Annotated in this window: 10 protein-coding genes and 1 tRNA gene; 9 read left to right on the plus strand and 2 right to left on the minus strand. The window is 62.1% G+C overall.

What is annotated here, in order from left to right; all coding sequences use genetic code 11:
- Positions 1–75: 75 nt before the first annotated feature.
- From ACRECS_RS17020 to ACRECS_RS17045, 6 genes are all read left to right on the plus strand, one after another.
- Positions 76–810 carry a TlyA family RNA methyltransferase gene (locus ACRECS_RS17020; RefSeq protein ID WP_431584138.1) on the plus strand — a complete coding sequence of 245 codons (735 nt, stop codon included), beginning with the start codon at positions 76–78 and terminating at the stop codon, positions 808–810.
- Positions 811–967: 157 nt separating this feature from the next.
- Positions 968–1,522: a TspO/MBR family protein gene (locus ACRECS_RS17025; RefSeq protein WP_431584139.1), complete on the plus strand. Its 555-nt coding sequence runs from the start codon at positions 968–970 to the stop codon at positions 1,520–1,522.
- 26 nt (positions 1,523–1,548) lie between these two features.
- A complete protein-coding gene (locus ACRECS_RS17030; RefSeq protein WP_431584140.1) occupies positions 1,549–1,827 on the plus strand; it encodes an accessory factor UbiK family protein in 279 nt (92 codons plus the stop codon).
- Between the two features lie 109 nt (positions 1,828–1,936).
- Positions 1,937–2,437, plus strand: a complete 501-nt coding sequence (locus ACRECS_RS17035; protein WP_431584148.1) for a YbjN domain-containing protein — start codon at positions 1,937–1,939, stop codon at positions 2,435–2,437.
- On the plus strand, positions 2,434–3,234 hold the full coding sequence (proC, locus tag ACRECS_RS17040; RefSeq protein ID WP_431584141.1) for a pyrroline-5-carboxylate reductase: 801 nt from the start codon (positions 2,434–2,436) through the stop codon (positions 3,232–3,234). The genes ACRECS_RS17035 and proC overlap by 4 nt, the downstream gene beginning before the upstream one ends.
- A 178-nt stretch (positions 3,235–3,412) precedes the next feature.
- Positions 3,413–5,224: a di-heme-cytochrome C peroxidase gene (locus ACRECS_RS17045; protein ID WP_431584142.1), complete on the plus strand. Its 1,812-nt coding sequence runs from the start codon at positions 3,413–3,415 to the stop codon at positions 5,222–5,224.
- A 52-nt stretch (positions 5,225–5,276) separates the two neighbouring features.
- Here ACRECS_RS17045 and ACRECS_RS17050 read toward each other — a convergent pair whose 3' ends face one another.
- Complete coding sequence (locus ACRECS_RS17050) at positions 5,277–5,765, minus strand: MarR family transcriptional regulator (protein ID WP_431584143.1); 489 nt, start codon at positions 5,763–5,765, stop codon at positions 5,277–5,279.
- 91 nt (positions 5,766–5,856) lie between these two features.
- Between ACRECS_RS17050 and ACRECS_RS17055 the strand changes: the two genes are divergently transcribed.
- Both ACRECS_RS17055 and ACRECS_RS17060 read left to right on the plus strand, forming a co-directional pair.
- Positions 5,857–6,954: a branched-chain amino acid aminotransferase gene (locus tag ACRECS_RS17055; RefSeq protein ID WP_431584144.1), complete on the plus strand. Its 1,098-nt coding sequence runs from the start codon at positions 5,857–5,859 to the stop codon at positions 6,952–6,954.
- 65 nt (positions 6,955–7,019) lie between these two features.
- Positions 7,020–7,094 (plus strand) — tRNA-Gln (locus ACRECS_RS17060).
- A 635-nt stretch (positions 7,095–7,729) separates the two neighbouring features.
- Here ACRECS_RS17060 and ACRECS_RS17065 read toward each other — a convergent pair.
- Positions 7,730–7,972: a hypothetical protein gene (locus ACRECS_RS17065; RefSeq protein ID WP_431584145.1), complete on the minus strand. Its 243-nt coding sequence runs from the start codon at positions 7,970–7,972 to the stop codon at positions 7,730–7,732.
- 207 nt (positions 7,973–8,179) lie between these two features.
- On the opposite strand from ACRECS_RS17065, the gene ACRECS_RS17070 reads away from it, so the two are divergent.
- Positions 8,180–11,318, plus strand: a 3,139-nt coding sequence (locus tag ACRECS_RS17070) for an Ig-like domain-containing protein (RefSeq protein ID WP_431584146.1), incomplete at its 3' end; no start/stop codon positions are given.

Genomic DNA, 11,318 nt, shown 5'->3' on the forward strand with positions numbered 1-11,318 from the left:
TCCCTATTGTACCGATCACGCCGTGCGTCGTCATGCCCAAGCCGCTAAGGAATGGCACGAATCGAGAAGACAGGCATGCCCAAGACCCGTGTTGACCAATTGCTCGTCGATCGCGGCCTGGTCGAGAGCCGTACCCGCGCCCAGGCGCTGATCATGGCCGGGCTGGTGTTTGCCGGGGAGCGCAAGATCGACAAGCCGGGGCAGGCGGTGGCCGAGGATGTCATGCTCGATGTGCGCGGGCGCGATCATCCCTGGGTATCGCGCGGCGGGATCAAGCTGGCGCATGGACTCGACCATTTCGGCTGGGATGTGACCGGTGCGGTGGCGATCGATGTCGGGTCGTCGACCGGCGGCTTCACCGATGTGCTGCTCCAGCGCGGCGCGGCGCGCGTTTATGCCGTCGACAGCGGCACCAACCAGCTCGCATGGAAATTGCGCCAGGACGACCGGGTGATCGTCCATGAGCAGACCAGCGCGCGGATCCTGACCGCCGCGCATATCCCCGAACCGGTCGACCTGATCGTGTGCGATGCCAGCTTTATCGGCCTGGCCAAGGTACTGGACGTCCCGCTTGGCTTTGCCGCGCCCGGCGCGCGATTGATGGCGCTGATCAAGCCGCAATTCGAGGCGGGGCGCGAGGAAGTCGGCAAGGGCGGCGTGGTGCGCGATGCGGCGATCCATCGCCGCGTCTGCGATGAGGTCGCGGCCTGGCTCGCGTCGCGCGGCTGGAGTGTCGCGGGGGTCGTGGAAAGTCCCATCACCGGTCCCGAAGGCAATGTCGAGTTCCTGATCGCGGCTGTCGTGCAATAAGCGAAAGACAAAAGCGTCCTGATTTCGTTCGCATCTGCGGAAATTTAAGGCTCCGCTTCCGCTTGCGTTCTTCTATATTGCGAACAAAGTGTCGCGGAACCGACAAGGGCGCTCATTGCGGCGTCCAGACCGCGACGGGGACGGAAGGGCGACTGAGTTGAGGGAAATCGCATCGAAACAGCAGCTTCGGCTGGCGTTCCTGCGCTGGGCGATGGTCACTGTGCCGTTCATCCTGCTGCTTGGCTTCGCTTCGGCGCGGCTGGTGCCGACCGGCGCGGCGAATCGCTGGTATGTGGCGCTGGTCAAACCCGACCAGACACCGCCCGACTGGGTTTTCGCGCTTGTCTGGGCCATCATCTATATCTTCATGGGCCTAGCGCTGGCGATGATCATCCATGCGCGCGGGTCGAAGCTGCGTGGCCCGGCGATCATGTTGTTCGCGCTGCAGCTGGTGGTGAATTTGATCTGGAGCCCGTTATTCTTCGGCGCGCATCAGGTATTCTGGGCGCTGATCGTGATGGCTGTCATGTTCGTGCTCGCATTTGCGACGACGCTTTTGTTCGGCCGGATTCGCGCCGCGGCGGCCTGGTTGTTCGTGCCGTATCTGGCCTGGCTGGTGTTTGCCGGACTTTTGATCTTGCAGATTGATCAGTTGAACCCCAATGCCGAAACACTTGTGCCGTCGTCGAGCAGCACCCAAATCAGCCTCTGACGATTTTATTCAGGAATAATGTCTCCATGCAGTCCGACAACAAGCTCTTCGACGATTTCGTGAAGTTCGTGAACGGCGCCGCCGGCACGCTCGCCGGCGTCGGCCGCGAAGCCGAGGCCGGCGCCCGTTCGCGCGCGAAGGAATGGATCGGCGGGCTCGATTTCGTGTCGCGCGACGAGTTCGAGGCGGTCAAGGCGATGGCTGCGGCCGCGCGTGACGATGCCGATGCGTTGCGCGCACGGCTTGATGCGCTCGAAGGCAAGGGTGCGGACAAGCCGGCGCGAAAGCCGAAAGCCGGAGCCTGATCATCTTTTCCACAGTTTTTTCGAAAGCCTTGCCGGTCAGCGGCTTGCATGAGATCATCCACCCCGGCACCGCTGTGTACATGAGTGATGCCGCCAGGGGGCACGAGTGATGCTCGACGAAGCCGATTACGAACGCGACGATGCCGCGCCGATCGATATGCTCGAAAGCTATTTTTCGGCGCATGGCTGGGAGCATGAGCGCCTCGAAGATGAGGTGATCGCCAAGGTCAAGGGTAGCTGGACGCAGTATGAACTTCGCGCGCTGTGGCGTGACGAGGACAGCGTGCTGCAATTCCTCGCCTTTCCCGACATTCGCGTCACTGACGAGCGCCGCGGGGCGATCTATGAAGCGATCGGGCTGATCAACGAACAGCTCTGGGTCGGTCATTTCGAGTTGTGGTCGTCGAGCGGGATCCTGCTTTATCGCCATGCCGCGATGATCGAGGGCGATGGCGGTACCTTGTCGCTTGGCGCCGCGGAATTGCTGGTCGAATCCGCGATCGACGAGTGCGAGCGCTTCTATCCGGTGTTCCAGTTCGTCCTGTGGGGCGGCAAGAGCCCGAAGGAAGCGATGGCCGCGGCAATGACCGAGACGCAGGGCGAGGCGTGAGGTCGCCGCGATTGTGGCTGGTCGGCTGCGGCAATATGGGCGGCGCGATGCTGCGCCAATGGGTTGCCAGCGGCGCGGTGGCGCCTGACGCGATCGATATCGTCAATCGGACGGACCGGGAGTTTCCCACCGGCGTGCGCCAAGCCCGCGACCTGCCGGACGGTGATCTGCCCGATATGGTGATGCTGGCGATGAAGCCGCAGCAGATCGACGAGATCGCGGCGCTCCATGGCGATCGGCTGGCCGGCGTGCCGGTGCTGATCTCGATCCTGGCCGGTGTCGAAGAGGCCGCGCTGGCCAAGCGCTTCCGTGCCGGCGCGATCGTCCGCGCGATGCCCAATCTGCCGGTCGGTATCGGCAAGGGCGTGGTCGGGCTCTATTCGGAAAGCGCCGATACGGCGGCGCGCGACCAGGTCGCCGCGCTGATGGCGCCGCTCGGGCTGGTCGAATGGATCGGTGACGATGCGCGGTTCAATGTCCTGACCGCGCTTGCCGGCAGCGGCCCGGCCTTTCTCTATCGCTTCATCGACGCGCTGGCCGCGGCGGGGAGCACGCTTGGCCTGCCTGACGAGCAGGCCGAACGGCTTGCGGTCGCCACGGTGCAGGGTTCGGCACTGCTTGCGGCCGCGGCCGACGTGTCGCCGGCGATATTGGCCGACCGCGTGGCCAGCCCCGGCGGCTCGACGCGCGAGGGGCTGAATGTGCTTGATCGCGAGGATGTGCTGAAGACGCTGCTGGTCGAGACCATCCGCGCCTCGGTCCGGCGCAATACCGAAATGGCCGCCGCCGCCCGCTGAGCGCCGTAGTTGGTTCCGGAATGGAGCCAAAAGCGATTGCCTTGAAGGGGCCGCTATGGTCCCACTCTACCCTTAGGGAAACGGATCATCGTATCGATCCAATGACTGTGACTGGCATCGCTGTCGCTTGCCGGGTCGGGTCCCTGTGTGCGCGTAACCACCAAGCAGGAGATCGGTGATGCGCAGCACTCGCTCGTTCGGAAAGCTCACGCTCGCGGCGTCGGTCGCCACCAGCCTCATTCTGTCCGGTACCGTTCTGGCGAGCGGCGCGGTGGGGCAGGACACGCCCGTTGCGTCTGCTGCGTCCGGCGTGATTTTTCTCGATCAGGGCAGCGCCTGGACCGATGCCGCGCGGCGTGATTTCTACAGTCGGGACCAGGGATCGCAGATGATTCCCTATGCCTGGCTCGCGGCGCTGACGACGGCCGATGGCCAGCCTTTCCTCGGCGACCAGTTTGCGCGCTACGGCTATCTGCCCAATCCCGGCGCCGACCTGCCGGTCGGTTTCACCAAGGCCGGGCCGGCGGGACAGGAAATGGCCGGCATGACCTGCGCGGCGTGCCACACGCGCCAGATCAGCGTCGGGACGCAGCAATACCGGGTCGATGGTGGCCCGGCTTTGGTCGATTTCCAGGCTTTGCTTTCGGACATGCTCGATGCGGTCGATCGGGTCCGCGCGACCGATGCGACCTTCGCCACCTTCGCTGCGGAGGTACTGGGGGCGAATGCGCCGAAGAAGAAGGTCACGCAGCTGCGCAAGGATGTGGATCTGTGGTATTTGCGCGAGAATGCGCTGCGCACCGGCGCTTATCCTACACCCTTATGGGGCGTCGGGCGGCTCGACGCGGTCAGCATGATCTTCGACCGGCTCGCTGGTCTCGATCTCGGCAAGCCGCCCAGCTATCTCATTCCGGGCAATATCAAGCTCGCCGATGCGCCGGTTCGTTATCCCTTTTTGTGGAACGCGCCGAAGCAGGATTACACGCAATGGCCCGGCTTTGCCGCCAATGGCAGCGACATTTACGGCCTGGCGCGCAACACCGGCGAAGTGGTCGGCGTGTTCGGCAAGTTCCGGCCGCGCAAATCCTTCTTCCACCTGTTCGGCATAGACTTCCTCAACAGGGGCACGCCCAACGCGACCTCGGTGCAGTTCGACGGGCTGCTCAAGCTGGAGGATCTGGTCAAGCAGATCGGTGCGCCGAAATGGCCCTTCGCGATCGATCAGGGGCTGGCGGCACGCGGCCAGGCGATCTTCAACCTGCCCGACAATCAGGGCGGCTGCGTCTCCTGTCACGGCGTCACGCCCGGCGTGAAGCGGATTCCCGGGCAAAGCACCTGGGCGACGCCGCTGCTCGATGTCGGCACCGACACGCGGCAATATGACATATTGGCGCGGGAATCGGATCCCGGCGTGCTGAAGGGCGCGCATATCCCGTTCCTGACCAAGCCGATCCCGAACCCGGCCACGACCTTCAGCCTGCTTGGCGTGGCGGTTGGCGGTGCTATCCTGCAGAGCGGGTCATGGGTGCCGGCGATCTGGCGTGACCGCGGCGCCAAGGCCAATCTGAGCCTAAGCTCCGAAGTAAGCCCGGAGGTGCAGGCGCCGATGCCGTCGAACGATGTGAAACAGGCGCTCGACGATTCATTCAACGACGCGGCGGCGGCGCCCGCCGATGGCAAGCATCGTTACGAGTCGCGCGTGCTGTTCGGCATCTGGGCGACCGCGCCCTATCTCCATAACGGATCGGTCGCGACGCTCGCCGACCTGCTCAGGCCGGCCAGTCAGCGCGCCGCGTTGTTCAAGGTCGGTGCCGCCTATGATACTCAGGCGGTGGGGCTGGCCGCGGTGCAGCCCGGGCTCAACAGCGACCGGGTGACGACGGGCTGCGACAATCTCAATTCGGGCAACAGCCGCTGCGGGCATGAATTCGGCACGACATTGTCCGATGCCGACAAGCGCGCCCTGCTGGAATATCTGAAGATGCTCTGATCGGCATGCCGCGCCGGAGCAGCGATGTGCAAGTCGACAGAAACCCTGTGCCTCAGTCGCGCAGGCCTTCGACGCGCGTGCGTTCCTCGGGTGGAATCAGCCCCTCGAGCACGGCCCAGAAACCGCCGACCGCTGCCTGCCCGGCGCTTGCATAAGCGGCCGACAGGCGCTCGCGCAACGCCTCGAACAAGGTGTTTTCCAGCGCGGCGCCATCCGCGGTCAGCCGCAACAGCCGCTGCCTCCGGTCACGCTCGCCGGGACGTACTTCGATCAGCTTGCGGTCGGTCAACTCGTTGAGAACGCGGCCCAAAGATTGCTTGGTGATGGCGAGTAAGCCAAGCAGCTGGCTGACCGTCATGTCCGGCTGGCGTGCCACGAAATAGAGCGCGCGGTGATGCGCGCGACCCAGGCCCTGTGCCGCCAGGCCACGGTCGATCGAGCGCGTCAGATGGCTGTTGCCGAAATAAAGCAGTTCCACGCCGCGGCGGATTTCAGGCTCGCGGAGGAACAGCGGTGAAGCAGAGGAGGTTGGGGCAGCCATGTTGACCCGTTTTGCCATCCGTCTTACGCGTTCGCAACCTGTTTGCCGCCCCGATCCGGGTGCGGCGGCTCCGAACCCGTAGAGGAAAGTCATGACCGCGAATACCGGCCTGTCGTTCGAAATCGAAGCCAATGCGTCGCCCGTCGCGGCCAACGAGCGCGTCGCGCGGCTGATCGATCCGGGGTTTGGCCGTGTCTTCACCGACCATATGGCGGTGGTGCGCTACACCGAGGGGCAGGGGTGGCACAGCGCGAAAATTCAGGCGCGCGCGCCGCTGCAGATGGATCCGGCCTCGTCGGTGCTCCATTATGCGCAGGAGATTTTCGAGGGCATGAAGGCCTATCGCCTCGCCGATGGCGGCACGGCGCTGTTCCGGCCCGAGGCAAACGCGCGCCGCTTCCAGGATTCGGCGCGGCGCATGGCGATGCCCGAACTGCCCGAGGAGATCTTCCTCGAGTCGGTGCGTCAGCTGGTCGAGATCGATCGCGACTGGATCCCGGAAAGCGATGGCGGCTCGCTCTATCTGCGCCCCTTCATGATCGCGAGCGAAGTGTTCCTCGGTGTGAAGCCCAGCTCCGAATATCTCTATATGGTCATCGCCTCATCGGTCGGCGCCTATTTCAAGGGCGGTGCGCCGAGCGTTTCGTTGTGGGTGTCGCAGGACTATACGCGTGCGGCACCCGGCGGCACTGGCGCCGCGAAGTGCGGCGGCAATTACGCTACCAGCCTGCTCGCTCAGTCCGAGGCGATCCGCCAGGGCTGCGACCAGGTCGTATTCCTCGATGCGGTCGAGCGCCGCTGGATCGAGGAACTGGGCGGGATGAACATCTTTTTCGTGTTCGACGACGGATCGATGCTCACCCCGCCGCTGACCGGTACGATCCTGCCCGGCATCACGCGCGATTCGATCCTGAAGCTGGCGCACGACCAGGGCATCATGGTACGAGAGGAACCCTATTCGCTCGATCAGTGGCGCACCGATGCGGCGAGCGGCCGGCTGACTGAGTCCTTCGCCTGCGGTACCGCTGCGGTGGTGACGCCGATCGGCAAGGTTTCCACGCCGGAAGGCAGCTTCACGATCGGCGGCGGCGCCGCCGGCCAGCTCACCACGCAGATGCGCAGTCGCCTGGTGGAAATCCAGCGCGGCCAGGCGCCTGATCCGCACGGCTGGGTCACGCGCCTCGATTGAACGTGCGGTCTGCGCTTTGCCTCTTTTCATGAGGCATTCCCGGCCTTAAGGCCGCGCATTCTTGTTGGGGCGTCGCCAAGCGGTAAGGCAGCGGCTTTTGATGCCGCCATTCGCAGGTTCGAATCCTGCCGCCCCAGCCAGTATTTCTTTTCGAGAAGCTTCAGGAGACTCTGAAGCTTCTCGAAAGCGCCAGAAAACAAAGAGAATCTGGAGAGTATAGCTCGCGGGGCATCGTTTGCGTCGCTCGAGCTCATCAGGTCCGTTGGTCGATATTGGTTTGGCTCAAGATCCGATCGCCTCAAAAACCATATGCCTGGAAAATATGGACATTTGAGTTGCGCCGGTTTCGCTCATTTCCCACCATCAGATGTCAGACAATAAACATCCAATAGGGAACTCTCGATCATCGGTCAGCGGTGTCACAGGCTTGCACCTGAACCAGTGCCGGCCAGGATCGCAAGCTGCGCTTCATCTGAGATATCATGAGGGCTGCTTTTTCTATCCGGTTACTCCTAAATCGAGTTTCCGATAGTTAAATGGTTTCGGTTGCGAAATGATGATGAAAGAGAGTCTTCTCGATGCGATTGGACTCATATCATACTTGATCTCTCATATGTCCTATTTTTAGCTGTATTAGTGTCAGGTAGAGGTGAAATGCAGGTTATCGAAATGCGAGTTAAAATAGTAGATGGGCCATGCCTTGTATTACAAATGTATATACGTGTCGGTATCTAACTCTGTTTGATTCTTAGGTATTTCGTTTCTCAGCGTGATCTCAGTTGATTTCCGATTGGAAAGGGCGGCATATCACATCCAGATTATGCTGTTTGCGTATGGGGTGCGTATGGGGAAGCTGGACGCGGATGCTGGCCCGAGAGCCAAGGCAGGGCGTCGCGTTGCGTCGCACCTGATCGCGCTCGAACAACGGATGATGTTTGACGCCGCGGCGGTCGCGACTGCGGTCGACGCGCTTGATGTCGCTGCTGCGCAAAGTCGAAACGATCACGATGTGCCACACGATGTGGCTCGCGACAGGCCGCCCGTTGCTTCCCACCCGTTAATCGACAACGCATTCACGACAAGGCGTGATTCGATCGATGATCTGCATCATCGGGAAGGCCGCGCGGATCCGGGCACGATGGAACGTGCCTGGGCGAACTTCTTCGGAAGGATGCCCGTGGAATCCCTGGCTAATCCGGGTTCGTATATTTTCATCGACACCAGTGTGACCAACTATGCGGAACTGGCCGAGCAATGGTCAGGCCGTGGGACGGTCATCCTTATCGATGCGCAGCGTGATGGGATCGATCAGATCCGAACCGCGCTGGCAGGCATCCGCGGCATCGAATCGATCCACATTGTAAGCCATGGGGAAGGCGGCGCTTTTCAGATTGGGACGACGCGGGTCGATGCCGATGCGATCAGAGGCAGTTTGGCGTCCTCGTTCGCGGCCATCGGACGAACGCTCTCGGTCGACGGCGACATATTGATTTATGGCTGTGATTTTGGCGCCGGGGAGCGCGGCGACGCAGCATTGCATGCACTCGCGCAGGCAACAGGCGCCGATGTGGCGGCGTCGGTCGATGCAACGGGCGCGGCCGCCCGTGCGGGCGATTGGGATCTCGAGGCGCGGGTTGGGCTTGTTCAGACGACGGTGCTCGATGGAGGGGCCTGGAATGGCCTGCTGGCAAAGTCCAATACGGGTGCCTGGACGATCGTTGGGAATACATCGACAACCGTGATCGACGGGGTGACCGTTACGATCACCTTTAGCGGCGCGGGTTCGAGCACTTTCAGCGGCACGGCGAACGACACGTTCAACAATATTGCCGCGTTCGACAATAGCGCCCAGGGCAAGCCGTCGCTCGCGACCACCTGGAACTCGACCAACACCACGGATGTCGGGACGATCACCATCACCTTCAGCGAGGCGGTGGTCAACCCGATCATCAACCTCGACCGGCTTGGCGGCACTGGGACCACGGGCACGTCGAATAGTGCCCTGCTGACGCTGCTGACGTCCGGCCTGACGCTGACAAAAGTGGCCGGACCCGCGCATTTGGTCGTGGACAGTACGGCAGGCACAATCACGCGGTCGGTCGGACAGGTGACCACCGGCGCCGAATCAAGCCTGGTTGGCGCGACCGGGACGGCGGCGGGCAGCGTTCGTGTTAACGGCACGGTCACGACCTTAAGCTTCAGCATCCGCACGAATCCCGGCACGGTGGCAGGTATCGGCGATGGTTTCGAGATCGGCGCTGCGATCGATCGCTCGCCGGATGCGGTGAACGATAGTTTTTCGCGAAATGAAGATGTCGGCTCATTCACCGGTAACGTGCTGTCCAACAATGGTAACGGAGCCGATAGCGACGCGCGGGCGGACACGCTGACGGTTTCGGCGGCACAGAATTCGAGCGGCGGAACGATCGTCATCGGTACCGCCACGACATTGCCATCGGGCGCGATTTTGACGCTCAATGCCAATGGCACATTCACTTACGCTAACAATGGCATCGACAATCACTTGGGTGCCGGCGAGACCCGAGTCGAAACTTTCACCTACACAATCCGCGATGCCAATGGCGGCACCGATACCGCGACGGCGACGATTACGATCAACGGCGTCAACGACGTACCGGTGGCGGTCAACGACACCGCGTCGACCAGCGAGGATACGCCCGTCACGGTGACGGTGCTCACCAACGACACCGATGTCGATGGCGACTCACTGAGCGTAACGACCGCGACCGCGGCGAACGGAACCGTGGTGATCAACGCCAACGGTACGCTAACCTATACGCCAAACGCCAATTACAATGGCAGCGATACAATCACCTATACGATTTCGGATGGGCATGGCGGGACGGCCACGGCGACCGTCGCGGTTGCGATCAGCGCTGTCGACGATCCGCCGGTGAACAGCATTCCCGGAAACCAGGCCGTTGCCGAGGACGGAACGCTGGTTTTCTCCACGGCGAACGGCAATGCGATCAGTATTTCCGACGCCGAGGGCGGCGTGCAGACGATCACGCTCAACGTGACCAACGGCACATTGTCCCTGAGCGGGATTGCTGGCCTCACCTTTACTCAGGGTGACGGCACGGCGGATAATTTGATGACATTCAGCGGTTCGGTCGCCGCGATCAACCAGGCGCTGCAAGGCCTGACCTATGTGCCTAAGGCCGATTATAACGGCCCGGCGCAGATCACCATGCGCACGATCACGAATCCGACGGCGGCCAGCGGCTTTACCAACGGTGGATTCGAACTGCCCAACTATCCCGACACAAACACGCTCCACTTTACTAATGAAAGCCTGGTTCCCGGCTGGGATACGGATGCCACTGATGGTATAATCGAAGTATGGGATTCCGGTTTCCAGAATGTTCCCGCCTATGAGGGCGACCAGTTCGTCGAAATCAACGCGAACCAGGTCGCGGCGCTTTACCAGAATTTTCAACCCGGCCAGGGTTCCAACGTCTCCGTCCAGTTCGCACACCGGGGCCGTGACGGTGTCGACGTCATGCGCGTGGTGGCGACTGACCTGGGCGCCGATGGCGTCATCGGCACGGCGGACGATGTTGTCCTGCTCAATGAGAATTTTTCGGACGGCAACACGGCCTGGGGTGTCTACACTCGACAACTCACCGGCGCGGCGACCGGCAATATCATCCGTTTTGAGTTCCGCTCGGTAAGTTCTGCCGGCGGTAGCCCCAGCGTCGGCAATTTCGTCGATGGCATTGCGGTCCTGCAAGGCCTCGCTGATTTTGACACGATCAACATCAACGTCACGCCGGTTGCAGATATCGTCAATGACAGCGCGACGACCAACGAGGACACTGCCGTCACGCTCAATGTGCTGGCGAACGACAGTTTCGAAAACGCCGCACGAGCTATCACGGCAATCAATGGATCTGCGATTACCGCTGGCGGCGCCGCAGTTGCGGTGTCCAACGGAACCGTCAGCCTGAATGCCTCGGGTCAACTGACCTTTAGCCCGACGGCCAATTATAACGGAACGACCAGCTTCACCTATACTGTCACATCAAACGGAACGACCGAGACAGCGACCGCTACGGTCACGGTCGTCGGCGTTAACGATGCGCCGGTGGCGACGGGGACGCTATCATCGCGGACCAATGTCGATGCGTCGACCGTATCGGTGGCGACGGCAGGCGGGTTCAGCGATATCGACAATACGACGCTCGCCTATAGCGCGACAGGCTTGCCTGCCGGTCTGACGATCGATGCAGCGACGGGTGTGATCTCGGGTACGATCGATCGTTCGGCGAGCCAGGCGAGTGGCGGAGTGTACACGATCGTGGTCACCGCGCGTGACGCGGGTAACCTCAGTGCGACGCAGA

The sequence above is a fragment of the Sphingomonas sp. genome, from assembly GCF_050725575.1.
GTDB lineage: Bacteria > Pseudomonadota > Alphaproteobacteria > Sphingomonadales > Sphingomonadaceae > Sphingomonas.

What these genes read in the sequence shown, in the direction of transcription:
- ACRECS_RS17035 (WP_431584148.1), top strand. Translation starts at nt 1,937, where the DNA reads ATGCTCGACGAAGCCGATTACGAACGCGACGATGCCGCGCCGATCGAT.
- ACRECS_RS17030 (WP_431584140.1), top strand. Translation starts at nt 1,549, where the DNA reads ATGCAGTCCGACAACAAGCTCTTCGACGATTTCGTGAAGTTCGTGAAC.
- ACRECS_RS17055 (WP_431584144.1), top strand. Translation starts at nt 5,857, where the DNA reads ATGACCGCGAATACCGGCCTGTCGTTCGAAATCGAAGCCAATGCGTCG.
- ACRECS_RS17045 (WP_431584142.1), top strand. Translation starts at nt 3,413, where the DNA reads ATGCGCAGCACTCGCTCGTTCGGAAAGCTCACGCTCGCGGCGTCGGTC.
- ACRECS_RS17050 (WP_431584143.1), bottom strand. Translation starts at nt 5,765, where the DNA reads ATGGCTGCCCCAACCTCCTCTGCTTCACCGCTGTTCCTCCGCGAGCCT.
- ACRECS_RS17020 (WP_431584138.1), top strand. Translation starts at nt 76, where the DNA reads ATGCCCAAGACCCGTGTTGACCAATTGCTCGTCGATCGCGGCCTGGTC.